We start from the raw sequence: 24,116 nt of genomic DNA on the forward strand, positions 1-24,116 counted from the left end.
GCGCGGCTCGGGCCGGCCCCCACCCGTCAGCGCGTCGGCGGTGTCGCGAAGGCGCGGGCGAAGGCTTCGCGCGGCGCGGGGTCGCGGTCGAGCACTCCGAACACGACGCGCTCGAACGTCCCGGCGAAGCGTCCGGTGAGCAGGGCCCTGAAGGCCTCCGCGACCTGGGCGGGGTCGTTCCGGAAGACCCCGCAGCCCCAGGCGCCGAGGACCAGGCCCCGGTAGCCGTGCAGTGCGGCGACCTCCAGGACCAGTTCCGCCCGCCGGGCGAGCGCGGCCGGTATCTCGGGGGTGCGTTCCGGTTCCTGCCGGCGGATCGTGCCCGCGTTGGGGGCGGGGGAGGTCAGGAAGCCGGCCCGGAAGGGCGTCTCCAGCAGGACGCCCCGGTCGTCCCGGAACACGGGGACGCCTGGGGAGTGAATCACCCGGTCGGTGTAGAAGGTGCTCTCGGCCGCGCGGTGGACCTCGTAGTACTCCGGCGCCTCCAACAGGGTCTCGTAGAGCGCCGAGGCGCGGCACAGCGCTTCCTCCTGCGCCTTGGCCCCGCGCACGTAGCCGCCCCCGGGATTGCGGGCCGAGGCGAAGTTCAGGACGGCCACCGGGGCGGCTCGCCCACCATCGCCGGCGAGGCGGCGGGCGGCGACCGTACTGCTCTCCCCCGTGACCTCGATGACGGTGCGGACTCCCCCACCAACGGGTCCTTCGTCTGGAATGACCCGGTTTGGGCCGTATATCGTGGTTCCTGCTTTGGCTTCCGTCACGGCGGCGGCGAGGGAAACCTGCCGCCCGGATCGCGTCCGGTACCCACCGGCCGCCACGATCAGCGCGTTCTCCCGCGCGATCTCACGCAATCGACTGCTCACGCCGCAAGCTTCGGGCGCCGCCCGGGGCAAAGCAAAGGAATTTGTGTCCCGAGGACGGGTAGGCACGGGTGACATCAAGGCCGACGACAGGAGACGAGGAAACGGTGATGCCGGAAATCCCGCCCGATCCGTTCGCCCAGGACTTGGACCGCACCCCCCTCACCGAGGCCACCGCCGAGGAGCTGGTGCACGGCATATGTTTCAAGACCGGCCCGCCCCGCCTCATCGGCGCCGAGCTGGAATGGCTCGTGCTCGACGCCGAACGGCCGTGGCTGCCGGTCCCGCCCGACCGACTGGCCGCCGCACACGAGGCCGCACACGCCCTGTCCCTCCACTCGCGGGTCACCGTCGAGCCCGGCGGGCAGCTGGAGCTCAGCTCGGAGCCCGCGTCCTCCCTGACCGTCTGCGTGGACGACCTCCAGGAAGACCTCACCGCCGTGCGCGCCGCCCTGGACGCCTCGGGGTTGGTCCTGCGGGGCCTCGGTCAGGACCCGCGCCGCCCCCTGCGGCGGCTGCTGCACAGCCCGCGCTACGACGCGATGGAAACCTACTTCGACCGCACCGGCCCGGCCGGCCGGGCCATGATGTGCTCCTCCGCCTCCGTCCAGGTCTGCGTGGACGCCGGCCACGAGGAACCCGGACCGCTCGGTTACGGCCGCCGCTGGCGGCTGGCCCACCTGCTGGGCGCGGTGCTGGTCGCGGCTTTCGCCAACTCCCCTGCGCGGGAGGGCCCGTACCGGGGATGGCGGTGCGCCCGGCAGGGCATCTGGCACGACATCGACACCCGACGCTCCCTGGCCCCACCGCTGGACGCCGAGCCACGCGCCGGCTGGACCCGGCACGCCCTGGACACCGGGGTGATGTGCGTGCGGTCCGAGGACGACGGGCCGTGGCCGGTGCCCGGCGGGCTGACCTTCCGGGACTGGCTGCGCGGCGACGTCCCCACCGACGTCCGCCACGGTGGTGGTCCCGGCGGACTGCGACAGCCGACCGCGCAGGACCTGGAGTACCACCTCGGCACCCTCTTCCCGCCGGTCCGGCCGCGCGGCCACCTGGAGCTGAGGATGATCGACGCGCAGCCCGGCGACGACGGATGGTTGGTGCCGGCCGCCGTCGTGCACGCGCTCTTCGACGACCCGGAGGCCGCCGAGACGGCGTACCGGGTGTCCAAGGCGCTGGCCGACGCCTACGGCGGCCGGGCGGCCCCGCGCAATCCCCTGTGGCGGACCGCCGCCCGGGAGGGGCTCGCCGACCCCGATCTGCGGTGGGCCGCCGCCGCGTGCTTCCTGGCGGCCCGCGAGGCGCTGCCGCGCCTGGGCGCGAGCACGCACGTCCGGGACACGGTCGGCGCCTTCACCGAACGCTACGTCCTGCGCGGCCGCTGCCCGGCCGACGAGGCCGAGGAGGACGACCTGTGGCAGCCCGCCGGGAAGGGACACCGCACATGAGCATCGACAGCCCGCACCGGAGCGCCGCCCCCGAGGCCCTGCGCGAGCGCGCCGTGGCCGCCCTGACCGCCGCGCGGGCGCGTACCGCCGCGCTGACCGACCCGGTGGACGACCGGGACCTGACCGCCCAGCACTCCCCCCTGATGTCCCCGCTCGTGTGGGACCTGGCACACATCGGGAACATGGAGGAACTCTGGCTGCTGCGCCAGGTGGCCGGGCGCGAGTCCCTGCGTCCGGAGATCGACCCGCTGTACGACGCCTTCGAGCACCCCCGTTCCGAACGGCCGAAGCTGCCGCTGCTCGGTCCGGACGAGGCGCGCCGGTACGCGGCCGAGGTGCGCGGGCGCGTCTTCGACCTGCTGGAGCACGTCCCGTTCGAGGGCACCGGCCTGCTGACCGACGGGTACGTCTTCGGGATGATCGCCCAGCACGAACAGCAGCACGACGAGACCATGTTGATCACCCATCAACTCAGGGCGGGCGCACCGGTACTGACCGCCCCGGAGCCCGACGCCTCGCAGGGTCCGCCTCCGGTCGCGGCCGAAGTCCTCGTACCGGCGGGTCCGTTCACCATGGGAACCTCCACCGAACCCTGGTCGCTGGACAACGAACGACCCGCGCACGTACGCGACACGGCGGCCTTCCTGATCGACACGGTGCCGGTGACCAACACCGCTTACCAGGCCTTCATCGCGGACGGCGGCTACCGGGAGCCCCGCTGGTGGGCCCCCGAGGGCTGGGAACAGATCCGCTCGCACGACATCGGGGCCCCGCTGTTCTGGCACCGGGAGGGGGAGCAGTGGCTGCGCCGCCGGTTCGGGGTGACCGAGCCCGTTCCCGGCGACGAACCGGTTCTGCACGTGAGCTGGTACGAGGCGGACGCCTACGCCCGTTGGGCGGGCCGCCGACTGCCCACCGAGGCCGAATGGGAGAAGGCCGCCCGGCACGACCCGGCCACCGGGCGGTCCCGCCGCTACCCGTGGGGGGACGCGGATCCGACGCCCGCACACGCCAACCTGGGCCAGCGACACCTTCGCCCGGCCCCGGCCGGCGCCTACCCGGCCGGACAATCCCCGCTCGGAGTGCGCCAGTTGATCGGCGACGTGTGGGAGTGGACCGCCTCGGACTTCCTGCCGTACCCGGGCTTCAGCGCCTTCCCGTACCGGGAGTACTCGGAGGTGTTCTTCGGCCCCGAACACAAGGTGCTGCGCGGCGGTTCCTTCGCCGTGGACCCGGTCGCCTGCCGGGGCACCTTCCGCAACTGGGACCTGCCGGTGCGCCGACAGATCTTCTCCGGCTTCCGGACCGCGAGGGACGCCTGATGTGCCGCCATCTCGCCTATCTGGGGCCGGAGGTGCCCCTGGGACGCATACTCGACGAGCCGGAGCACTCCCTCGTACGACAGTCGTGGGAACCGCGTCGGCAGCGGTACGGCACGGTCAACGCGGACGGGTTCGGCGTCGGCTGGTACGCGCCGGGCGATCCCGTGCCGGCGCGCTACCGGCGGGCCGGGCCCGTCTGGGGCGACCTGACCTTCGCCGACCTCACCCGTGTCGTGCGCAGCGGCGCGGTGCTGGCCGCCGTACGCGACGCGACTCTCGCGGGCGCGGACGGGGAGGCCGCGGCGGCCCCGTTCGCCTCGGGTCCCTGGCTGTTCAGCCACAACGGCGCCGTGCGGGACCATCCGGACTCCGTGGCCGCACTGGCCGCGGGGCTGCCACCCCGGGAACTGCTCCAGCTGGCCGCCCGCACCGATTCGGCGCTGGTGTGGGCGCTGGTCCTGCACCGGCTGCGGCAGGGCGACGACGGGGGCACTGCCCTCGCCGAGGCGGTCCGTGAGGTGTCCTGCGCGGCTCCGGACTCCCGACTGAACCTGCTGCTGACCGACGGTACGGCCATCGCGGCGACCGCCTGGGGCGACTCCCTCTGGTACCTGTCCGATCCGCCCGGCGGCCGCACGGTCGTGGCGTCCGAGCCGTACGACGACGATCCCCGGTGGTGCGAAGTGCCCGACCGGACCCTGCTGACCGCCACCCGCACGAGGGTCGCCCTGACCCCACTCAAGGAGACCACCCCGTGAGCGACTTCCAGTTGACCCGGACCCTCGACGAGCACGCCGCCGAGTCGGCTCTGCGCACCGACGTCCGGCGGGGGCTGACCGCTTCCCCCAAGGAGCTGCCGCCCAAGTGGTTCTACGACGCCCGGGGCAGCGAGCTGTTCGAGGAGATCACCCGCCTGCCCGAGTACTACCCGACGCGCGCGGAGCGGGAGATCCTGCTGGAGCGGGCCCGGGAGATCGCCTCGGCGAGCGGGGCGCGCACACTGGTGGAATTGGGTTCCGGCTCCTCCGAGAAGACCCGCCACCTGATCGAGGCGATGCCCGCGCTGGAGACGTACGTACCGGTCGACGTGAGCGAGAGCGCGCTGATCGGGGCGGCCGATTCCCTGATGGTGGAACATCCGGGGCTGCGGGTGCACGCCCTCCTGGCGGACTTCACGCAGCCGCTGCGGCTGCCGCCGGCGCAGGGCCCGCGGTTGGTGGTGTTCCTCGGCGGGACGATCGGGAACCTGCGTCCGCCGGAGCGCGCGCGGTTCCTGGCGTCCGTACGGGCGATGCTGTCGCCCGGGGACGCGCTGCTGATGGGGACGGACCTGGTGAAGGACGAGGCCACGCTGGTCGCGGCGTACGACGACGCCCGGGGCGTGACCGCGGAGTTCAACAAGAACGTCCTGGCCGTGATCGACCGGGAACTGGGCGCGGACTTCCACACCGCCGACTTCGCGCACGTGGCGGTGTGGAACCGGGAGCAGGAGTGGATCGAGATGCGGCTGCGCGCCCGGTCCGCGGTGACGGTGAAGATCCGGGCCCTGGACCTGGTGGTGCCGTTCCAGGAGGGCGAGGAGATCCTGACGGAGGTGTCGGCGAAGTTCCGTCAGGAGGGGCTGCGCAAGGAGCTCTCCTCCGCAGGACTTGAGTTGACGCAGTGGTGGACGGACGCGGAGGGACGGTTCGCCTTGTCCCTGTCCGTGGCGGACGGCGTCGCGGGCTGATCCGTCCGGTGGGGCGGGCGGCCGGGTGAGCGGTGGGACGGCCGCGGCTGTGCGGGGATGCCGGGCAGCGGCGGCCGCACCGGCGCGGCGCCCACCGACGCGGACGGATCGTGCGGGCTCGGCGCCGCGGCCGGCCGCCGCGCGTCCGCGGCCCGGAGGGCCGGTGCGTGCCCGTGGGCGGGTGCGTGCCGGGGCGCCGGTGCGTGCGTCGGCCGTTCCGCCTCGGCGAGCACGGCCCGCCGGGCGGCGTCCGCGAGGTCCCGGCGGTCGGCGTACCGGCCCGGCGGGATCCGCGGCAACAGCCGCACCTCGGCGCGCACCCCGCGGGCCCGGGCGATCCGCCAGAGGGAGGCGGCCAGCGGGTCGTCCCCGACGAAGGCGGGCGCTCCGGCGAGCGCCCCGTCCGCCAGCCGGTACCCGATCCGTACGGGCTGTACGGGTACCCGCGCGTCCAGCGCCGATTGGAAGGCGGCCCGCCGGAAGGGGCCCTGGGCCCGGCCGCACCAGGTGGAGCCCTCGGGGAAGACGGTGACCCTGGCCCCGCCCAGCAGCACCCGGGTGAGGGTGTCGACGGTGGCGGGCAGGGCCCGGATCCGGTCGCGTTCGATGAACAGGGTGCCGCCGCGGGCGGCGAGCCCGCCGATCACCGGCCAGCCGCGGATGTCGCTCTTGGCGAGCATCCGGCAGGGCAGGACGGCGGCGACGAGCGGGACGTCCAGCCAGGAGATGTGGTTGGCGACGATCAGACGGCCCCCGTCCGGCCCGGGGGCGCCGTGCACGGTGATCCGTACGCCCAGGGACCGGAGCAGGAGAGTCGCCCAGGCCCGGACCAGGGCGTGTCGGGAGGCGGCCGGGAGCAGCCGTACCGGCGGGGCGGTCAGGGCGGCGAGCAGGACCAGGGCGAGGGCGGCGGCCAGCCGCAGGACCGCGCGCGGCACGCCCGCGACCGGCCCGGTGTGGGCGGCGCATGCTGCGGGGGTGCAGGGCCCGGTGGGCAGCCAGGCGCTCATGCGCCCGGGGCGAGCGAGAGGAAGTGGTTCAGGTAGCGCGGGTTGGTCCGGCGCAGGGAGAGCAGGACGTACAGGTCGGCGCAGCCGAAGTTGGTGTCGAGGGCCGGCTCGCCGCAGACCCAGGCGCCCAGACGGAGGTAGCCGCGGAGCAGCGGCGGCAGCTCCATCCGGCCGGGGACGGTGATGCCGTCGGGGGTCCACGGCAGGTGCGGGGTGACCCGGTACTCCTCGGGGGCGAGGTTGCGTGCGAGGACGGTCTCCCGGGTCGCGGCGGCGAGCACCCCGCCGTCGGCGAGCGGGACCGAGCAGCAGCCGGCGAGCCAGTTGTGGCCGGCGCGGTCCATGTAGCGGGCGAGGCCGGCCCAGACGAGGGCGATGACGGCGCCGTTGCGGTGGTCGGGGTGGACACAGGATCGGCCGACCTCGACCAGGTCGGGTCGGATCGGGGCGAGGGCCGAGAGGTCGAACTCGCCTTCGGAGTAGAGACGACCCGCCACGGCGGCGCGTTCGGGGGGCAGCATCCGGTAGGTGCCGACCACCTGCTCGGTCTCCTCGTCGAGGACGAGGAGGTGGTCGCAGTGGGCGTCGAAGGCGTCGGAGTCCAGGCCCGGCTCGGGCCCGTCCAGGCGGGCGCCGAGCTCTCCCGCGAAGACGAGGTGGCGCAGCCGCTGGGCGGCGCGGACCTCGTCCTCGTCGCGGGCGAGGCGGACGGTGTAGCGGGGGGCGCCGACGGCGGGTGCGAGGGGGGACGGGGACAGGGGGGCGATGGTCATGGCTGCTCCTGATCCGGGCACGGGATGCCGGGCCGCGGGCGGCGGGCCCGGCTCCTCTACTTCTTCCGTGACCGACTGGATTCGACATGACCGCTCAGCGGCACCCGGATGTGCGGACGCTGAACTCGGCGGACGCTGAACTCGGCGGACGCGGCGCTCGCCGGCGCCGCCCTGCGGTGCTCCGCGCTGCCCGACGGGTGCGGCGGGCGTGCTCAGCGGTCCGAGCTGAGCACCTGACTGATCGTGTCGGAGGCGGCCTTGGCCGCCTCCTTGGGGTCCTGGCCATTGAGCACGGCCGTCATGTACGGCTTGATCGGGTTCTTGGCCTCGATCTCGGCCCACCGGGCGGACTTGGGGGTGGCGCGGCCCTGGGCGGCGCCGGGGGCCATGGTGGCGGCGCCGTCGTTGCCCTCGACGATGTGCGCGAGGGTGGTCTTGTTGGGCACGTAACTCATGCTGCGGGCGAGTTCGGTCTGCCACTTCTCGCTGACCAGGGCGGTGATCAGGTCGACGGCCCGGGTGCGGTTCTTCGTCCGCTCGGGAATGATCAGGTCGGAGCCGCCGGTGAGGACGGCGCCGGCCTTGTCGGGGGTCTTGCCGGGTATCGGGAAGAAGCCGAGCTTGCCCTTGAGCGCCGGGTTGGCGGCTTCGATCTGGGCGGCCTGGCCGGGCGGTCCGATGATCTGGGCGACCTGACCGCGGGCGAAGACGTCGGCCTGCGGGGGCGTCTCCTCGTCGGCGTCCTTGGGACCGTCGCCGAGGCTTTGGAGCTGCTTGTAGAACTCCATGCCGGCGAGGGCCTTGTCGTCGTCGAGCGCGCCCACCCACTGTCCGCTCGTCTCGACGGCCAGTTCACCGCCCTCGTCCCAGATGAACCCGGCGAGGACGTACCAGTTCTGACCGGCGAGGTAGATGCCCTGCTGGTCGCCCTTGTCGAGCTTCTGGGTGGCCGCGATCCACTCCTGGCGGTTCTTGGGGGTGGCCTTGACGCCGGCGTTCGCGAAGAGGTCCTTGTGGTAGATCACCACCCGGTTCGCGGCGTACCAGGGGACTCCGTACTGGGCGCCGTTGACGCTGCCCGGGTCCGAGAGGCCCTTGAGCCAGTCCTTGCTGCCCCATGCGCGCAGGCCTTCGAGGGTCACCTCGGAGATGCCTCCGGTCTCGACGTACTGGGCGACCTGGGTGTTGCCGACCTCGATGACGTCGGCGCTCTCCTTGCCCTTGCCGGCGAGGACGGCGTTGACCTTGTCGCCGATCCCGGTCCACTCCTGGATCTTCACCTCCAGGTCGATGCCGGGATGCTCCTTCTCGAAGTCCGCGGTGAACTTCGTGATGAAGTCCTGCGAGGCACTGCCCTTCATCAGCCAGAGCGTCACCTTCTCGGACCCGTCGGCCGATCCGCCCACCAGGCTGCATCCGGTCAGGGCGGTCGCGGCCGCGAGGGCGGTGCACACGGCAAGGAAGCGCATCTTCAAGGGGTCACCTTCTGGAGATTGATCTCAGATGGCTTGAAATTGGCATAGACCAATGGGTGGGTCAAGAGCCTTTCGCCCGGGATTGTTCACGCAAAGTTCGCGGACCTGCCCGTACTGGGGCACCTTGGAACAAGGCAACACGACGACTGGTGGGAGAACCCATGTCCAACCACACGTACCGGGTGACCGAGATCGTCGGCACCTCCACCGAGGGCATCGATCAGGCCATCCGGAACGGCATTTCGCGCGCGGGCCGGACCCTGCGCAACCTCGACTGGTTCGAGGTCACGCAGATGCGCGGGCACGTCGAGAACGGCGAGGTGGCGCACTACCAGGTCGGCCTGAAGGTCGGCTTCCGCCTCGACGAGGAGGAGTGAGGGCCGGCCGTACACCGGTCACGGCGGACGTGCGAACGCGTCCACGGCTCGGACGCGTGGTCGGCTCGGACGCGTTGATGGCTCGGACGCGTTGATGGCGCGGACGCGTTCAGGTGCGGCCCTCCCCCTCCTGGGCGGCCTTCAGCTCCGGCGCGTCCGCCGCCCAGTTCGCGAGGACGACCCGGAAGCCCGCCGCGCGCGCCGCCCGGCAGACCAGTTCGTCGTCGTCGACCAGCATCCGCACCTCACGGCCGCGCGCGATCCGCTTGAGCACCTCCAGCTTGGTCACCCGGGCCGGGCGACGGTCCTGGTTCCCGCGCATCCACAGCCGCCCCTCGGGCAGCCCGTGCCGGGCGAGCCAGTCGACGGTGTCGGCCCGGCACCGCTCCGGGCGGCCGGTCAGGTACACCACCTCGCAGTCGGTCGCGCTCTCCACGGCCAGGGCCACCCCGCGCGCGAGCGGCGGATCCGCCGGGGCCGCGCCGAAGAACCCGTCCCAGTTCCGGGGCCGGCCCTCCAGGAAGTGCTGCCGGTGCGCGGTGTCGGCGAGGGTGTTGTCGAGGTCGAAGACGGCAAGCGGGCGGTGGGACGCGTTCTCGGTCATGGCCGCAGCCTAGGCCGCCCCTCCGACACGACGGACGCCCTCGTCGAGGGTGGCGGCCGGGTGGTCCCCGGTCCGGGGAATCCTGACCGCCGCCCGGTGTTGGCACCTGTGTGATCCGAAGAATCTCGATACTCGACCGGTCCCGCACCCGCGAGGGGCACCCCGCCCCCGAGGCCCTGCGCGACACCGTGGACCTGGCCCGCACCGCGGAGCGGCTCGGCTACCACCGGTTCTGGGTGTCGGAGCACCACGGCGTGCCCGGGGTGGCCGGCTCCGCGCCGACCGTCCTGGCGGCCGCCGTGGCCGCCTCCACCCGGCGCATCCGGGTCGGCACCGGCGGGGTCATGCTGCCCAACCACCGGCCGATGGTGGTCGCCGAGCAGTTCGGGGTGTTGGAGGCCCTCTTCCCGGGCCGGATCGACATGGGCCTCGGCCGCTCCGTCGGCTTCACCAACGGGATCCGTCGGGCCCTGGGCCATGACACCGCCGACGCGGACCGTTTCGAGGAGCAGCTGGCGGAGCTGCTGGGCTGGGTCGACGGCACCCAGCGGGCCCACCCCGAGGTGCACGCCCTGCCGGCCGAGGGGCTGCGGATCCCGCCCTTCGTCCTGGCCACCGGTGAGGGCGCCGACATCGCGGCCCGGGCCGGGCTGCCGATGGTGGCGGGCGACCTCCGCGGCCGTGACCGGCTCGTGGAGACCGTCGAGCGGTACCGCGCCGAGTTCCGACCGTCCGCCCTGGGCGGCGAGCCGTACGTCGTGGTCTCCGGGACGGTCGCGGTCGCCGCCACCGAGGAGGCCGCGCGACGGATCCTGCTCCCGGAGGCGTGGGCCGTGGCCCACTCGCGCACCCGTGGCAGCTTCCCTCCGCTGCGGCCCGCCGAGGAGGTGGAGGCGCTGGAGATGACCCCGAAGGAGCGGGAGCTGTACGAGGGCGCCCTGACCGGGCACATCGCCGGGACGGAGGAGCAGGTCGCCGCCGAGCTGGCCCGGGTGGCGGAGACCACCGGCGCCGACGAGCTGCTCGTCACGACCTCCACCCACGACCGGGCCGCCCTGCTGGACTCCTTCGGGAGGCTGGCCCGGATCGCGGGCCTCTAAACTGGGGCGAATGCACCACTCCCCCGATCCCGACACCCGTACGACGCCGGACGCCCCCGACCCCTGCGTGCGGGTGCGGGGCGCCCGTGAGCACAACCTGCGCGGCGTCGACGTGGACATCCCGCGCGACACCCTGACCGTCTTCACCGGCGTCTCGGGCTCCGGGAAGAGCTCGCTGGCCTTCGGCACCCTGTACGCGGAGGCACAGCGCCGGTACTTCGAGTCCGTGGCCCCGTACGCGAGGCGGCTGATCCACCAGATCGGCGCCCCGAAGGTGGACTCCGTGACCGGGCTGCCGCCCGCCGTCTCGCTGGAGCAGCGGCGCTCCTCGCCGGGCTCGCGCTCCTCGGTGGGGACGGTGACGCTGCTGTCGAACTCCCTACGGATGCTGTACTCGCGGGCCGGTACCTACCCGCCGGGGGCGGAGCGCCTCGACTCCGACTCCTTCTCCCCCAACACCGCCACCGGGGCCTGCCCTTCCTGCCAGGGGCTCGGCCGGATCCACCGCACCGGCGCGGAACTCCTCGTACCCGACGACAGTCTGTCGATCCGTCAGGGAGCCATCGCCGCGTGGCCCGGGGCATGGCAGGGCAAGAACCTGCGGGACATCCTGGACGCGCTCGGGTACGACGTGGACGCGCCCTGGCGGGAGCTGCCGGCGAAGGACCGCGAGTGGATCCTGTTCACCGAGGAGCAGCCGGTGGTCACGGTGCACCCGGTACGGGACGCCGATCGAATCCAACGGCCTTACCAGGGCACGTACATGAGCGCCCACCGCTATGTGATGCGGACCTTCTCCGACACGAAGAGCGCCACCCTGCGGGCCCGTGCCGAGAAGTTCCTCACCGATGCGCCGTGCCCGGTGTGCGCGGGGCGCCGGCTGCGGCCCGAGGCCCTGGCGGTGACCTTCGCGGGCCGTACGATCGCGGAGCTGGCCGCGCTGGCGCTGACCGAGCTGGACGGCGTACTGGCCGGCGCCGACCTGCGCGACGAGGCGGCCCGGGTGCTGGCCGAGGACCTGCGCTCCCGCATCGCGCCGGTCACCGAACTCGGCCTCGGCTACCTGAGCCTGGACCGGACGGCGCCCTCGCTGTCGGCGGGCGAGCTGCAACGGCTGCGGCTCGCCACCCAACTGCGGTCGGGGCTGTTCGGAGTGGTGTACGTGCTGGACGAGCCGTCGGCGGGGCTGCACCCGGCCGACACCGAGGCGTTGCTCACCGTGCTGGACCGCCTCAAGGCGGCCGGGAACACCGTCTTCGTCGTGGAGCACAGCCTGGACGTGGTGCGGCACGCGGACTGGCTGGTGGACGTCGGCCCGCTCGCCGGTGAACACGGCGGGCAGGTGCTGTACAGCGGCCCGCCGCGGGAACTGGCCGGGGTGGACGGATCGGCGACGGCACGGCACCTGTTCGCGTATCCGGAGGCCGCCGGGGCCCGACCCGTGCGCGAGGCGACCGGGACCGTGCGGCTGACGGGTGTCGACCTGCACAACCTCCGCGGCGTGGAAGCGGAGTTCCCGCTCGGCGTCCTCACCGCGGTGACGGGGGTGTCCGGTTCGGGAAAGTCCACGCTGGTCGGCCGGGCACTGGCCGAGGAGGTGGCCGGGCGACTGGCGGATCCGGACTTCCCGGTCCGACGGTTGGTGGAGGTCGACCAGAAGCCGATCGGGCGCACGCCGCGGTCCAACCTGGCCACGTACACCGGGCTGTTCGACGTGGTGCGCAAGCTGTTCGCCGCGACCCCCGGGGCGCGGGCGCGGGGCTGGAAGGCCGGCCGGTTCTCCTTCAACGTGGTGGGCGGTCGCTGCGAGAACTGCCAGGGCGAGGGCTTCGTATCGGTGGAGCTGCTGTTCCTTCCCCGGACGTACGCACCGTGCCCGGAGTGCGCCGGCGCGCGCTACAACTCCGAGACCCTGGAAGTCCGTCACGACGGTCTGAACATCGCCGAGGTGCTGGGCCTGACGGTGGAGTCGGCGGGCGTCTTCTTCGCACGGGTGCCGGCCGCGGCCCGCGCCCTGCGCGCCCTGGAGGACATCGGGCTGGGGTACCTGCGGCTGGGGCAGCCCGCGACGGAACTGTCCGGCGGGGAGGCCCAGCGCATCAAACTGGCCACGGAACTCCAACGGCTGCGCCGCGACCACACGCTCTACCTGTTGGACGAGCCCACGACGGGACTGCATCCGGCCGATGTGCGGGTGCTGTCGGGACAGTTGCACGGGCTCGTGGACGCCGGGCACTCGGTGGTGGTCGTGGAGCACGACATGGAGGTGGTGGCGGGCGCCGACTGGGTCGTCGACCTGGGGCCCGGCGGCGGTACGGAGGGCGGACGGATCGTCGCCGCGGGCACCCCCTCGGAGGTGGCCGACTGCCCCGCCGGTCTGACGGCCCCCTACCTGGCCCGCGCCCTGGGCCGGTAGGGCGGGCGCCCTACACGTCGCCCGGCAGGAGGTGCTGCGGGTACTCGCGGAAGGACCAGGCGCCGCGACTGCGGGTGAACGTCCAGACCAGGTCGTAGCGGTCGGGCCAGGTCGCGGGGACACCGATGACGTGCTGCGCACCGAGGGCGCGGATCAGGGCGGGCAGCCCGGTGTGTTCCCAGCAGATGAGCACGGGCATCGGGGCGGCGAGCACCGCCCGCGCCAGTGCCGCTTCCGCCCCGAGCGCGAACGGGGAACGGACGGGCGTCTTCAGGGAGGCGGCCAACGGTTGCAGGGTCTGCCGACAGCGGGCGGGCGCGGTCACCGGACCGCCCGTCGCGAACAGGGCGGCGGGACGGGGCAGGGAGGCCCTGCGGGCGGGTGCGAAGAGGCGGGGCAGTTCCTCGGCGCGGCGTCGGCCGCGGACCGCGAGGAAGCCGGGGTCCTCGTTGCCCTCGTCGTCCTCACCGGTGTCCCCGGCGTACGGCTTCTCCGCGTGCCGGATCACCATCACGAGGGCGTCCTTCGCGGAGGTCTGCGGGCCGGGAGCCGGCGGGGCCGGTTCCGGACGCCCGGAGCAGCCGGCCACCGCCAAGGGGGCGAGCGCGGCGGCCAGGACGGTACGGCGGCGCGGGCCGGACCCGGCGGGGGCTTCTGGCATGGGGTCACTGTCGCCGACCGGCCCGGCCCGGCCGCGGCGCGGCGCGGCGTACGGCCCGTACGAGCGCCCGGTCGGGCGATCGACTCGGCCGATCGGCCCAGAACGGGGGTCCGGACGCTCGTACGGGGGCGCGGGAGGGGTGACCCGGGGCACTGCGAGGCCCGGCCCGACCCCGGCGGCGGGCGTGGTCAGGTCTTGCGGACCGCGCGGAGCCACTCCTTGTTCATCGCGGCGATCGACGGCAGCGGGATGCCCTTCGGGCAGGCCGTGGCGCATTCGCCGGTCAGGGTGCAGCCTCCGAACCCCTCGTCGTCCATCCGGGCCACCATGTCCAGCACCCGGGTCTCGCGCTCGGGCGAGCCCTGCGGGAGCACGTTGAGGTGGTTGACCTTGGCAGAGGTGAACAGCATCGCCGACCCGTTGGGGCACGCCGCCACGCAGGCTCCGCAGCCGATGCACTCGGCGTGCTCGAAGGCGAAGTCGGCGTCGGGCTTGGGCACGGCGGTGGCGTGCGCCTCGGGGGCCGAGCCCGTCGGCGCGGTGATGTACCCGCCGGCCTGGATGATGCGGTCGAAGGCGCTGCGGTCGACGACGAGGTCCTTGACCACGGGGAAGGCGGAGGCCCGCCACGGCTCGACGTCGATGGTGTCGCCGTCGGCGAAGGACCTCATGTGGAGCTGACAGGTGGTGGTGCGCTCCGGGCCGTGGGCGTCGCCGTTGATGACGAGGCTGCACGCGCCGCAGATGCCCTCGCGGCAATCGTGGTCGAAGGCGACCGGGTCCTCGCCGCGCAGGATGAGTTCCTCGTTGAGGGTGTCGAGCATCTCCAGGAAGGACATGTCCTTCGAGATGCCGTCGACCTCGTAGGAGGCCATGGCGCCGGGGGCGTCGGCGTCGCGCTGGCGCCAGACGCGCAGGGTGAGCTTCATGCGTAGCTCCGCTGTGTGGGGTGGACGTACTCGAAGACGAGGTCTTCCTTGTGCAGGACGGGTGCGGCTCCGGTGCCCCGGTACTCCCAGGCGGCCGCGTAGCCGAACTCCTCGTCGCGGCGGGCCGCTTCACCGTCCGGGGTCTGCGACTCGACGCGGAAGTGACCGCCGCAGGATTCGGCGCGGTGGAGGGCGTCGAGGCACATCAGCTCGGCGAGCTCCAGGTAGTCGACGACCCGGTTGGCCTTCTCCAGCGACTGGTTGAACTCCTCGCCGCTGCCGGGGACCTTGATGCGTCGCCAGAACTCCTCCCGGATCTCGGGGATCCGGGCGAGGGCCTTGCGCAGACCCTCCTCGGTGCGCGCCATCCCGCAGTACTCCCACATGAGTTCACCGATCTCGCGGTGGAAGGAGTCGGGAGTGCGGTCCCCGTCGACGGCGAGGAGCTCGGCGAGGCAGTCACGGGTCTCGCGGACCGCGGCGGCGGCCTCCGGGTGACCGTCGTCGACCTCGTCGTGGTGGGGGTGACGGGCCAGGTAGTCGTTGATGGTGGACGGCAGCACGAAGTAGCCGTCACCGAGGCCCTGCATGAGGGCGGAGGCGCCCAGGCGGTTGGCACCGTGGTCGGAGAAGTTGGCCTCGCCGATCGCGAACAGGCCCGGAACGGTGGTCTGGAGGTCGTAGTCGACCCACAGGCCACCCATCGTGTAGTGGACGGCCGGGTAGATCCGCATGGGGACCTCGTACGGGTTCTCCGCCGTGATCCGCTCGTACATCTCGAACAGGTTGCCGTACTTCTCCGCCACCTTGTCCTTGCCCATGCGGCGGATGGCGTCGGCGAAGTCCAGGTACACGCCCTGGCCGCCCGGTCCGACGCCGCGCCCCTCGTCGCAGACGTTCTTCGCGGCGCGCGAGGCGATGTCACGGGGGACGAGGTTGCCGAAGGAGGGGTAGATCCGCTCCAGGTAGTAGTCGCGCTCCGCCTCGGGGATCTCGGCGGCCGGACGCGTGTCGCCGTGGGCCTTGGGGACCCAGATCCGGCCGTCGTTGCGCAGTGACTCGCTCATCAGGGTGAGTTTCGACTGGTGGTCGCCGGTGCGCGGGATGCAGGTGGGGTGGATCTGGGTGAAGCAGGGGTTGGCGAAGTGGGCGCCGCGCCGGTGCGCCCGCCAGATGGCGGTCGCGTTGGAGTTCATGGCGTTGGTGGAGAGGTAGAAGACGTTGCCGTAGCCGCCGCTCGCCAGGACCACCGCGTCCGCGTAGTGCGTGGAGATCTTCCCGGTGATCAGGTCGCGGGCCACGATGCCGCGGGCGACGCCGTCCACGGTGATCAGGTCCAGCATCTCGGTGCGGGCGTGCATCTCCACGTTGCCCGCGGCGATCTGCCGGGACAAGGCCTGGTAGGCGCCCAGCAGGAGCTGCTGGCCCGTCTGACCGCGGGCGTAGAAGGTGCGGGAGACCTGGACGCCGCCGAAGGAACGGGTGTCGAGGAGGCCACCGTATTCGCGGGCGAAGGGAACGCCCTGCGCCACGCACTGGTCGATGATCTCGACGGAGATCTGCGCGAGGCGGTGCACGTTGGACTCGCGGGCCCGGAAGTCGCCGCCCTTGACCGTGTCGTAGAAGAGGCGGTGTACGGAGTCGCCGTCGTTGCGGTAGTTCTTCGCGGCGTTGATCCCGCCCTGCGCGGCAATGGAGTGGGCGCGGCGCGGGGAGTCGGAGAAACAGAACTGGACGACGTGGTAACCCTGCTCGGCGAGGGTCGCGCCGGCCGCTCCGCCGGCCAGGCCGGTGCCGACGACGATGATCCGGTGCTTGCGCCGGTTCGCCGGGTTGACCAGCTTGGCCTCGAAGCGGCGGCGGTCCCAGCGCTCGGCGATGGGGCCCTCGGGGGCCTTGGTGTCGGCGATCGGCTCACCGGTGGTGTAGTCCGCGTACGACCCGTGCGGGTCGTGGGGGGCGTCGGACTCGTGGGGGGCGGTCTGCGTGGGGGTCTCGTGTGCGCTCATGGTCAGCTCACCACTCCGGTCATGACGGCGACGGGGACGGACACGAAGCCCGCGAAGAGGACGACTGCCAGGCCGTTGGCCAGGAACTTCAGGGCCCGGTCGCGCCGGGCGTTGCCGGCGCCGAGGGTTTGGGCGGCGCTCCAGAAGCCGTGGCGGACGTGCAGTCCCAGCGCGGCCATCGCGACGAGGTAGATCGTGTTGCCGTACCAGGTGGAGAAGGTGGCGAGCACGTTCTCGTACGGGTGGCCGGCCCAGGCCCGCTCGTTGACCGTGAGCGTGGTCAGGTCGAGGAGGTGCCAGACGATGAAGAGGGCCAGGATCACGCCGCCCCAGCGCATGGTGCGGGTGGCGTAGCTCGCCCTGCGCCGCTTGTGGGCGTACTTCACCGGGCGCGCCTTGATGTCGCGTCGGCTGAGCTGGTAGGCGCAGACCGCGTGGGCGACGACGGCGGCGACGAGCACGACGCGGACGATCCACAGGGCCCACTCGTGGTGCAGGAAGGGGGACCCGAGGGTGCGCAGCCAGTGGGCGTACCCGTTGAACTCGTCCGCCCCGAAGAAGATCTTGAGGTTGCCGAGCATGTGCACGACGAGGTAGCCGAGCATGATCAGGCCCGATGCCGCCATCACGGACTTCTTGCCGACGGTGGAGTCCCAGAGCGTGCGCGTGATGGACGGCCGTCGATCCGTCCGCGTTGCCAGAGCCATGACGTCGACGGTAAGGACTTAAGTCCTGAAAGGTCCAAGACATGGTGGAGCTGATCGCGATAGGCCATGCCTATCGAAGGGCTTTAGGATGGCGGGATGCAGTTCCAGCAGCTCGTGTACTTCGTGGCGGTCGCCGAGACGCGGCACTTCACCCGGGCCGCCGAACGGGAGCACGTGGCGCAGCCCTCCCTCTCGCAGCAGATCAAGGCTCTGGAGCGGGAGCTCGGGGCCGAGCTCTTCAGCCGGGTACGGGGCAACATCGCCCTCACCGACGCGGGCGAGGCACTGCTCCCGCTGGCGCGCCGGATCCTCGCCGACGCGGACACGGCACGACTGGAGGTGCAGGAGCTGGCCCAGCTGCGACGCGGGCGGGTCCGGCTGGGGGCGACCCCGAGCGTGTGCACGGGCATGCTGCCGGCCGTGCTGCGCGCCTTCCACACCGCACACCCCGGCATCGAGCTGCTGATCGAGGAGAGCGGCTCCCTGGACCTCGTACGGGAACTCGCGCGCGGGCTGCTGGACCTGGCCCTGATCACCCTGCCCCTGCCGCCGTCGGCACCCGCCCTCACCACCGTCGAGCTCCTGACCGAGGACCTGCTGGTCGTCTCCTCGGCGGAGCTCCCACCGCCGGCGGGCGGGGGCGAGCTGACGATCGCCGACCTGCGCGACGAGCCGATGGTGATGTTCCGCCACGGCTACGACCTGCGGGACCTCACCGTAGGCGCCTGCCGGGCGGCGGGCTTCGAGCCGACCTTCACCGTGGAGGGTGGCGAGATGGACGCGATCCTCGGCTTCGTCCGTGCCGGGCTCGGGATCGCGGTGGTCCCGGCCATGGTCGTCGAACACGGCGGTCCGGGCTTGCGCGCCACCCGCCTCGCCGGCTCCCCCCTGCGCCGCACGATCGCCCTGGCCCACCGTACGGACGTCGCGCCCCCGCGCGCGGCCCGCGAGCTGAAACGCCTCCTGCTGGGCTGACCGACCTCGCGCCGCCGTCCTTCGGCTGCCCGGGCGCGGGGTCAGGCCGGCCGTATCGGCAAGGCGGTGTCGAGGCCGTCGGCCAGCATGGCGAAGGCCCGCTCGGCGTCGGCCACCGCGTCCGGGTACATCTCGTCGGCGCTCCGACCGGCGGCGATCCGGCTCCAGTTCTCCCGGCCCAGTTCCTGGCGCACCGCCACGAGGTTCATGGCCGCCAGCCGTGCGGTGAGCGGCGCCACGGACTCCGCCTCCAGAGCCTCGGCGAGGAGCTCCACCTCCCGCGCCGTGTACTGGGTGATCCGGGACTTCAGACCGGCGGTGGAGTACAGGAGCCCCTGGAAGGCGAGCACGTTCGGGTGGTCGCACAGCCCGGTGATCGGGTCCCGCTCGGCGAGGGCGGCCACGAAGTGGTCGCGGATCGCCCCGACCGGGCTCCGACCGGCGGGCCGTTCGCGCACGACCCGCGCCGCCTCGTCCTGGTGGTCGGCGAAGCGGTCGAGGACGAGGTCCTCCTTGGTCGGGAAGTAGCGGAAGAGGGTGGGCTTGGAGACCTCCGCCGCGGCGGCGACATCGGCCACCGACACGGCGTCGAAGCCGCGTTCCAGGAAGAGTTCCAGCGCCGTGGCCGCCAGCTGGCGGCGCGTACGCAGCTTCTTGCTCTCTCGAAGACCGATCGCGTTTTCCATGCCCACACGGTACCACCGAAAAATGACCAAGTCACGTTCTTTACCGGGTTGCTTTTTCGTTCTCGACGCGCTTTCCTGGAACCCGGCGACAACGAGAGGACCACCGATGAACGACGTGCTGATCGTGGGATCCGGGCCCACGGGGCTCACCCTGGCCTGCGGCCTCGCCCTCGACGGCGTTGCGGTGCGCATCGTGGACCAGCGCCCCGGCCCGCACCGCGAGTCCCGGGGCAAGACCCTGAACACGAACAGCCTGGACATCCTGGAACAGCTGGGGGTGGCCGCGAGGATGACGGCCATCGGCAACGCCGATCTGGTGTTCCGCAAGTACTTCGACGGCGCCCACATCAGCGACACCCCCGTCACCGACGCCCTGTTCATGGGCCAGTGGCAGATCGAGCAGGTGTTGCGCGAGCGGCTCGCGGAGCTCGGCGTACAGGTCGAGTACGGGACCAGGATCACCGAAATCCACCAGGCCGCGGACGAGGTGACGGCGCGACCGGAGGTCGGCCCTGCCATCCGCAGCCGCTACCTCGCCGGCTGCGACGGCGGCCGCAGCACGACGCGCGAACTGCTCGGCATCCCCTTCGAGGGAAGCACCGAGGAGGAGGCGTTGATGGTCCTCGGGGATGTGAGCGCACCGGGGCTCAGCCGCGACCACTGGCACCAGTGGTTCACCTCGGACGGCGGTGCCATGCTGCTCTGCCCGATACCGGGCACTGACTCCTTCCAGCTCCAGGCCTCGCGGGAGCGGGACGCCCACGGGGAGCCGATACCGCCGTCCCTCGAAAGCTTCCAGCGGCTGTTCGACCGGTACGCCGGGATACCGGGCATCGAACTGACCGACCCCACCTGGATGTCGGCCTGGACCGTCAACGTCCGCATGGCCGCCCGGCTACGGGAGGGAAGGGCCTTCCTCGCCGGGGACGCGGGCCACGTCCATCCCATCGCCGGCGGCCTGGGCATGAACACCGGGATGCAGGACGCGGCCGCCCTGGGCCGGGCCCTGACCTCGGCCCTGAGCGCACCTGCCGGGCCCGTCCGGGAGGAACTCCTCGACCGGTACGAGGCGGAACGGCTGCCCGCGGCCGCCGAGCTGCTGGCCGACACGACGGAACGACTGGAGCGGGTCCTCACCGCGGTGCGCGAGCCGGGCAGGGGAACGGAGGCGGGTCTGCGCTGACCGAACACCGCGACGGCCGTCCACACCGCCTCACCGGCCTCACCGGCCACCCCGACGGCCGCACTCGGCTCGTCGGCTCCTGGGCTCCTGGGCTCCTGGGCTCCTGGGCTCATCGACTCCGGGGCTGCTCACCGGTCAGCGGACCGTGGGGCCGCGCCGCCCCACCCGGAGGCCGATCAGCCGGGGGTGGGGACCGCGTCGGAGAGGGACAGGGTGTGGATGCGGTCCGGGGAGCCGGGGCGGGCGTAGTACCAGCCCTGGGCCGTGTCGCAGCCGAGGTCTCGGAGCTGGGCCGCCTGCACCCCGGTCTCGACTCCCTCGACCGTCACGGCGAGTTCGAGGCTGTGGGCGAGCGCGACGATGCCCTCCACGATCTTGACGTCGACGGGGTTGGCCGGCTGCTGCTGCATCCCCTGGGTGAAGGAGCGGTCCAGCTTCAGGACGCTGACGGGGAGGCGGCGCAGGTTCGCGAGGTTCGAGTAGCCGGTGCCGAAGTCGTCGAGGGCGATGTCCACGCCCAGGGCGGCGAGCCGTCGCAGCGGTTCGAGGAGCTCGTCGTCGGCCCCTATCAACGCCGACTCGGTGACCTCCAGGCACAGGGCGCCCGGGGCCAGACCCGAGGCCTCCAGTACCCGGACCGTGTCGGCGACCAGGCCGGGGTGGTGGAGCTGGGTCGGGGAGAGGTTGACGTTGACGCGCAGACCGGAGCCGCCGTTCTGGAGCTGCCAGCTGCGGGCCTGCCGGACGGACTCCTCCAGCACCCAGCGGCCGAGCGGCACGATCAGGCCGGTGCGTTCCGCGAGCGGGATGAAGCGGTCGGGGCCGAGGACCCCGTACTGCGGGTGCGACCAACGCACCAGCGCCTCCGCACCGCGGACGCTGCTGTCGTGCATGTGCACCAGCGGCTGGTACTCGATGAAGAACTCACCGCGTTCCAGCGCGGCGGGGAGCGCGTTGGTCAGGCCGTGCCGGGTGATGGCGCGCGCGTCGGCCGCCGCGTCGGCGAACTCGAAGCGGTTGCCGCCCGCCGCCTTGGCCCGGTACATGGTGATGTCGGCGCTGCGCAGCACCTCCGCCGCGGTCCGTTGGCCGGCCCGGCCCTCTACGATGCCGATGCTGCCCCGCACGGTCAGCTCCCGGCCCTCCAGCCGGATCGGCGTCGACAGGGCGGACAGGATCCGGACCGCCAGGTCCGTGACCTTCTCCTCGTTGTCGGCGGCGGGGCCGGTGGTGAGGGCCACGAACTCGTCGCCGCCCAGGCGGGCCACCACCTCGCCCGGTCCGGTCGCGCAGCTCTGCAACCGATCGGCGACCTCCACCAGGAGCCGGTCGCCGGCCGAGTGGCCCAGGCTGTCGTTGACGGCCTTGAAGCCGTCGAGGTCCAGGTAGCACAGGCCGAAGCGGTTGCCTCCGCCCCCGCTCAGGGCCTTCTCCAACCGTTCGAAGAACAGGGTCCGGTTGGGCAGCCCGGTCAACGCGTCATGGGTCGCCTCGTAGCGCAGCCGCAGGTTCAGCAGTCGGCGTTCGGTGGTGTCCTCCATGAGGGCCAGCTGGTACTGCGGGGTGCCGTCGGTGTCCCGCAGCAGGGACACCGTCAGGTTGGTCCACAGGACGGTGCCGTCGTGCCGGTAGTACGGCTTCTCCACCCGGTAGTGTTCCCGCTCCCCCCGTACCAGCTCCCCGTACATGCGCCACACGTGCGGGGTGTCGTCGGGGTGGCCCCATTCGCTGACGTTGCGCCCCCGTACGTGCCCCTCCAGGCCGCCGAACATCTGCAGCAGGGTGTCGTTGACCTCAAGGACGTTGCCGTCCAGGTCGGCGATGCCGATACCGATGGCGGCCCCCTCGAAGACGGCCCGGAAGCGTTCCTCGCTGGCGTGGAGGGCCTGCTGGGCGTCGCTGCGGGCCGTGAGCGCGGAGCGGGCGATGGCCTCCTGCTCCTTCAGGGTCCGTTCGCGCAGCGCGCGGGCGAAGCCGGCCGCGATGCCGTGCTGGAGACGGGCACAACGGGAGCGGTACTCCTCGGTGCCCTCCGTTCCGGAGCCGTCGGGTCCGCAGTAGAGCACGAGGTAGGACTCGACCACCCCGAGGGTGCCGGCCAGGGCCTCGGGGTCCGTGCAGTGCACGGCGACCAGTGCGGCGCCCACCCGCTGGGCGATGGCGGCGTCGAAGGGCCGGGCGTGCAGGGCCTCGGTGAGGGTGCGGGTGAGCGGGACGAGATGCTGTTCGAACTCCGGCCGGGTCAGGGAAGTGGCCGTGACGGGGAAGATCGCCCGCCCCCAGATGGTCGCGAAGCGCGCGATCCGGTCCTCCAGCCCGCTGCGCAGCTCACGCAGCTGCTCCCGCCCCGGGACGGGGCCGGTGGGCTTCGCGGAGCTGCCGGCCGGGTCCGGGGCGGTGCCGAAGGCGACGGCCTCCGGGAAGGCCCGGCCCGGGGAGGCGGGCGGCGGTGTGGGAGCGGGGAGTCTCACGCCTTGCGTCCCACGCCGCCGAAGCCCGAGAAGGCGTACGGGTCCTCCGACTCGTCGCCCTCGGCGAGCGCCTCGGTGCGGTCCGGGCGCCAGTCCGGCATCGACACGAGACCGGGTTCGAGCAGGTCGAAGCCGTCGAAGAAGCCGCCGACCTGCTCCCTGGTGCGCATGACGAGGGGGTTGCGGATGTCCCGATAGACGTTGACGACGCCGCCCGCGACCTCCTGGGTGAGCGGGATCCCCTCGTACGAGGCGTGCGTGAGGACGAGCAGGCTGCCCGGGGCCAGCGCGTCGCGCAGTTCGGCGACGGCGGCGTACGGCTCGTCCGCTTCCTCGATGAAGTGCAGGACCGCGACGAGCAGCAGCGCGACGGGGCGGTTCAGGTCCAGCAGCCGGCCGACCTCGGGGGCGGCGAGGATCTCCTGCGGCTTGCGCAGGTCGGCGGCGACCACGCCGGTGCGCTCGTCACCGTCGAGGACGGCCCGGCTGTGCGCGACGGCCACCGGGTCGTGGTCGACGTAGACGACGCTCGCTTCGGTGCTCGCCGCGTGGGCGATCTCGTGGACGTTGCCGAAGGTCGGGATGCCGGAGCCGATGTCGAGGAACTGGGTGACGCCCTCGGCGACGGCGTGCCGGACGGCACGGCGCATGAATGCCCGGTTGGCCTGCATGACCTTGGGGAGTCCCGGCATGAATTCCATGGCGCGGCGGGCCGCCTGGCGGTCGACCTCGAAATTGTGGGAGCCGCCCAGGTAGTAATCGTAGATGCGGGACACGCTCGGCACCGATATGTCGATGCCTGCCGGGGCCCAGGCGGGGCGCTCCATCGGGGTCTCCAAGCCGTCGTCGTGTCGTGGTCCGTCCGGGGGGCGGGACGGGGGTCGGACTCCTGTCCGAGCCGAATGTACTGATCATTGCCCAACGGAGCGAGTAAAAGCGGAAATTGGCGGTCCGTTCTTGGTCACACACCAAAGGCTCGAACGGGTCCGGAGAGAGGCGGATCAGAATCCGACAAATACCTTTTGGGAATTGAACGACACTCGGTCAGACACGGTCGTCGGCTGGCTCAAACCTCTCGGGTCCCAACTCCGCCCGTTCAGGCGAACCAAGCCCGTCCCCCACGTGCGCGGGCGCGCGCGGGCCCATGCTCCCCGGGTGAACAGAGCCTGTGCCAGGCGCATGCTGGCGGTCCCGGTCCTGCTGTGGGCGGCGTTGGCCGTCACGCCGGCCGTGGCCGATAGCAGCGCATACGCGACGATCGACGCCGGCGACGGCGGAGCGTCCCCCAAGGTGTTCGCGGCCACCGGCAGCGGCGGGAGCGCGGCCGGTCGAGGTGGCGGACATCACGGCAAGGGGCCCGGCAAGGGGCACGGCGGCC

21 protein-coding genes are annotated in these 24,116 nt (G+C 72.5%); 9 read left to right on the forward strand and 12 right to left on the reverse strand.

Going from position 1 to position 24,116, the window contains the following annotated elements; genetic code table 11:
• Window positions 1–26 precede the first annotated feature (26 nt).
• The gene (locus ACZ58N_RS30725; RefSeq protein WP_471166421.1) at window positions 27–863 is read right to left on the reverse strand and encodes a TIGR02452 family protein; all 837 of its coding nucleotides are present in this window, start codon (window positions 861–863) and stop codon (window positions 27–29) included.
• A gap of 107 nt (window positions 864–970) precedes the next feature.
• On the opposite strand from ACZ58N_RS30725, the gene egtA reads away from it, so the two are divergent.
• Genes egtA through egtD form a run of 4 tightly spaced genes read left to right on the forward strand, consistent with a single transcriptional unit; the run spans window position 971 to window position 5,362 of the window.
• Window positions 971–2,311 carry an ergothioneine biosynthesis glutamate--cysteine ligase EgtA gene (gene egtA, locus ACZ58N_RS30730; RefSeq protein WP_471166424.1) on the forward strand — a complete coding sequence of 447 codons (1,341 nt, stop codon included), beginning with the start codon at window positions 971–973 and terminating at the stop codon, window positions 2,309–2,311.
• Window positions 2,308–3,633 (forward strand): ergothioneine biosynthesis protein EgtB, encoded by a 1,326-nt coding sequence (gene egtB / locus ACZ58N_RS30735; RefSeq protein WP_471166427.1) that lies wholly within the window; start codon window positions 2,308–2,310, stop codon window positions 3,631–3,633. Before egtA ends, egtB begins: the two co-directional genes overlap by 4 nt.
• Complete coding sequence (gene egtC / locus ACZ58N_RS30740; RefSeq protein ID WP_471166429.1) at window positions 3,633–4,391, forward strand: ergothioneine biosynthesis protein EgtC; 759 nt, start codon at window positions 3,633–3,635, stop codon at window positions 4,389–4,391. Before egtB ends, egtC begins: the two co-directional genes overlap by 1 nt.
• A complete protein-coding gene (gene egtD, locus ACZ58N_RS30745) occupies window positions 4,388–5,362 on the forward strand; it encodes an L-histidine N(alpha)-methyltransferase (protein WP_471166432.1) in 975 nt (324 codons plus the stop codon). Before egtC ends, egtD begins: the two co-directional genes overlap by 4 nt.
• Here egtD and ACZ58N_RS30750 read toward each other — a convergent pair.
• The 3 genes from ACZ58N_RS30750 to ACZ58N_RS30760 form a co-directional block, all read right to left on the reverse strand.
• Window positions 5,245–6,372, reverse strand: coding sequence for a lysophospholipid acyltransferase family protein (locus tag ACZ58N_RS30750; RefSeq protein ID WP_471166434.1), 1,128 nt, complete (start codon window positions 6,370–6,372; stop codon window positions 5,245–5,247). The genes egtD and ACZ58N_RS30750 overlap by 118 nt on opposite strands.
• On the reverse strand, window positions 6,369–7,145 hold the full coding sequence (locus ACZ58N_RS30755; RefSeq protein ID WP_471166437.1) for a GNAT family N-acetyltransferase: 777 nt from the start codon (window positions 7,143–7,145) through the stop codon (window positions 6,369–6,371). The genes ACZ58N_RS30750 and ACZ58N_RS30755 overlap by 4 nt, the downstream gene beginning before the upstream one ends.
• A gap of 212 nt (window positions 7,146–7,357) precedes the next feature.
• Complete coding sequence (locus ACZ58N_RS30760) at window positions 7,358–8,620, reverse strand: extracellular solute-binding protein (RefSeq protein WP_471166440.1); 1,263 nt, start codon at window positions 8,618–8,620, stop codon at window positions 7,358–7,360.
• 161 nt (window positions 8,621–8,781) lie between these two features.
• On the opposite strand from ACZ58N_RS30760, the gene ACZ58N_RS30765 reads away from it, so the two are divergent.
• Complete coding sequence (locus ACZ58N_RS30765; RefSeq protein WP_471166442.1) at window positions 8,782–8,997, forward strand: dodecin; 216 nt, start codon at window positions 8,782–8,784, stop codon at window positions 8,995–8,997.
• Between the two features lie 109 nt (window positions 8,998–9,106).
• On the opposite strand, the gene ACZ58N_RS30770 is transcribed toward ACZ58N_RS30765, so the two are convergent.
• Window positions 9,107–9,601 (reverse strand): phosphatase domain-containing protein, encoded by a 495-nt coding sequence (locus tag ACZ58N_RS30770; RefSeq protein WP_471166445.1) that lies wholly within the window; start codon window positions 9,599–9,601, stop codon window positions 9,107–9,109.
• Window positions 9,602–9,711: 110 nt separating this feature from the next.
• Between ACZ58N_RS30770 and ACZ58N_RS30775 the strand changes: the two genes are divergently transcribed.
• Both ACZ58N_RS30775 and ACZ58N_RS30780 read left to right on the forward strand, forming a co-directional pair.
• Window positions 9,712–10,701, forward strand: a complete 990-nt coding sequence (locus ACZ58N_RS30775) for an LLM class flavin-dependent oxidoreductase (protein WP_471166448.1) — start codon at window positions 9,712–9,714, stop codon at window positions 10,699–10,701.
• 10 nt (window positions 10,702–10,711) lie between these two features.
• Window positions 10,712–13,117, forward strand: coding sequence for an excinuclease ABC subunit UvrA (locus ACZ58N_RS30780; RefSeq protein ID WP_471166451.1), 2,406 nt, complete (start codon window positions 10,712–10,714; stop codon window positions 13,115–13,117).
• A gap of 10 nt (window positions 13,118–13,127) precedes the next feature.
• On the opposite strand, the gene ACZ58N_RS30785 is transcribed toward ACZ58N_RS30780, so the two are convergent.
• The 4 genes from ACZ58N_RS30785 to ACZ58N_RS30800 form a co-directional block, all read right to left on the reverse strand.
• Window positions 13,128–13,778 (reverse strand): hypothetical protein, encoded by a 651-nt coding sequence (locus tag ACZ58N_RS30785; protein ID WP_471166453.1) that lies wholly within the window; start codon window positions 13,776–13,778, stop codon window positions 13,128–13,130.
• A 188-nt stretch (window positions 13,779–13,966) separates the two neighbouring features.
• A complete protein-coding gene (locus ACZ58N_RS30790; protein WP_471166456.1) occupies window positions 13,967–14,707 on the reverse strand; it encodes a succinate dehydrogenase/fumarate reductase iron-sulfur subunit in 741 nt (246 codons plus the stop codon).
• Window positions 14,704–16,716 carry a fumarate reductase/succinate dehydrogenase flavoprotein subunit gene (locus ACZ58N_RS30795; protein ID WP_471166458.1) on the reverse strand — a complete coding sequence of 671 codons (2,013 nt, stop codon included), beginning with the start codon at window positions 16,714–16,716 and terminating at the stop codon, window positions 14,704–14,706. The genes ACZ58N_RS30790 and ACZ58N_RS30795 overlap by 4 nt, the downstream gene beginning before the upstream one ends.
• Before the next feature lie 2 nt (window positions 16,717–16,718).
• Entirely contained in the window at window positions 16,719–17,423 is a 705-nt protein-coding gene (locus ACZ58N_RS30800) for a succinate dehydrogenase cytochrome b subunit (RefSeq protein ID WP_471166461.1), read from the reverse strand.
• A gap of 96 nt (window positions 17,424–17,519) precedes the next feature.
• Here ACZ58N_RS30800 and ACZ58N_RS30805 point away from each other — a divergent pair, with 96 nt between their 5' ends.
• A complete protein-coding gene (locus ACZ58N_RS30805) occupies window positions 17,520–18,398 on the forward strand; it encodes a LysR family transcriptional regulator (protein ID WP_471166464.1) in 879 nt (292 codons plus the stop codon).
• Window positions 18,399–18,439: 41 nt separating this feature from the next.
• Here the strand turns inward: ACZ58N_RS30805 and ACZ58N_RS30810 are convergent, their stop codons facing one another.
• Window positions 18,440–19,084 carry a TetR/AcrR family transcriptional regulator gene (locus tag ACZ58N_RS30810; protein ID WP_471166466.1) on the reverse strand — a complete coding sequence of 215 codons (645 nt, stop codon included), beginning with the start codon at window positions 19,082–19,084 and terminating at the stop codon, window positions 18,440–18,442.
• 106 nt (window positions 19,085–19,190) lie between these two features.
• On the opposite strand from ACZ58N_RS30810, the gene ACZ58N_RS30815 reads away from it, so the two are divergent.
• Window positions 19,191–20,267 (forward strand): FAD-dependent monooxygenase, encoded by a 1,077-nt coding sequence (locus ACZ58N_RS30815; RefSeq protein ID WP_471166468.1) that lies wholly within the window; start codon window positions 19,191–19,193, stop codon window positions 20,265–20,267.
• A 176-nt stretch (window positions 20,268–20,443) separates the two neighbouring features.
• Here ACZ58N_RS30815 and ACZ58N_RS30820 read toward each other — a convergent pair whose 3' ends face one another.
• Together ACZ58N_RS30820 and ACZ58N_RS30825 are read right to left on the reverse strand one after the other, a co-directional pair.
• Complete coding sequence (locus ACZ58N_RS30820; RefSeq protein ID WP_471166603.1) at window positions 20,444–22,603, reverse strand: putative bifunctional diguanylate cyclase/phosphodiesterase; 2,160 nt, start codon at window positions 22,601–22,603, stop codon at window positions 20,444–20,446.
• 131 nt (window positions 22,604–22,734) lie between these two features.
• Entirely contained in the window at window positions 22,735–23,565 is an 831-nt protein-coding gene (locus ACZ58N_RS30825; protein WP_471166471.1) for an SAM-dependent methyltransferase, read from the reverse strand.
• Window positions 23,566–24,116 lie beyond the last annotated feature (551 nt).

The organism is Streptomyces sp. NPDC040432 (assembly GCF_055595445.1).

Excerpts from the sequence above, each read along its gene's own strand:
- ACZ58N_RS30810 (WP_471166466.1), bottom strand. The coding sequence starts at position 19,084 with ATGGAAAACGCGATCGGTCTTCGAGAGAGCAAGAAGCTGCGTACGCGC.
- ACZ58N_RS30800 (WP_471166461.1), bottom strand. The coding sequence starts at position 17,423 with ATGGCTCTGGCAACGCGGACGGATCGACGGCCGTCCATCACGCGCACG.
- egtA (WP_471166424.1), top strand. The coding sequence starts at position 971 with ATGCCGGAAATCCCGCCCGATCCGTTCGCCCAGGACTTGGACCGCACC.
- ACZ58N_RS30795 (WP_471166458.1), bottom strand. The coding sequence starts at position 16,716 with ATGAGCGCACACGAGACCCCCACGCAGACCGCCCCCCACGAGTCCGAC.
- ACZ58N_RS30805 (WP_471166464.1), top strand. The coding sequence starts at position 17,520 with ATGCAGTTCCAGCAGCTCGTGTACTTCGTGGCGGTCGCCGAGACGCGG.
- egtB (WP_471166427.1), top strand. The coding sequence starts at position 2,308 with ATGAGCATCGACAGCCCGCACCGGAGCGCCGCCCCCGAGGCCCTGCGC.
- ACZ58N_RS30755 (WP_471166437.1), bottom strand. The coding sequence starts at position 7,145 with ATGACCATCGCCCCCCTGTCCCCGTCCCCCCTCGCACCCGCCGTCGGC.
- ACZ58N_RS30780 (WP_471166451.1), top strand. The coding sequence starts at position 10,712 with ATGCACCACTCCCCCGATCCCGACACCCGTACGACGCCGGACGCCCCC.
- egtC (WP_471166429.1), top strand. The coding sequence starts at position 3,633 with ATGTGCCGCCATCTCGCCTATCTGGGGCCGGAGGTGCCCCTGGGACGC.
- ACZ58N_RS30770 (WP_471166445.1), bottom strand. The coding sequence starts at position 9,601 with ATGACCGAGAACGCGTCCCACCGCCCGCTTGCCGTCTTCGACCTCGAC.
- ACZ58N_RS30790 (WP_471166456.1), bottom strand. The coding sequence starts at position 14,707 with ATGAAGCTCACCCTGCGCGTCTGGCGCCAGCGCGACGCCGACGCCCCC.
- ACZ58N_RS30750 (WP_471166434.1), bottom strand. The coding sequence starts at position 6,372 with ATGAGCGCCTGGCTGCCCACCGGGCCCTGCACCCCCGCAGCATGCGCC.
- ACZ58N_RS30765 (WP_471166442.1), top strand. The coding sequence starts at position 8,782 with ATGTCCAACCACACGTACCGGGTGACCGAGATCGTCGGCACCTCCACC.
- ACZ58N_RS30785 (WP_471166453.1), bottom strand. The coding sequence starts at position 13,778 with ATGCCAGAAGCCCCCGCCGGGTCCGGCCCGCGCCGCCGTACCGTCCTG.
- ACZ58N_RS30815 (WP_471166468.1), top strand. The coding sequence starts at position 19,191 with ATGAACGACGTGCTGATCGTGGGATCCGGGCCCACGGGGCTCACCCTG.
- ACZ58N_RS30825 (WP_471166471.1), bottom strand. The coding sequence starts at position 23,565 with ATGGAGCGCCCCGCCTGGGCCCCGGCAGGCATCGACATATCGGTGCCG.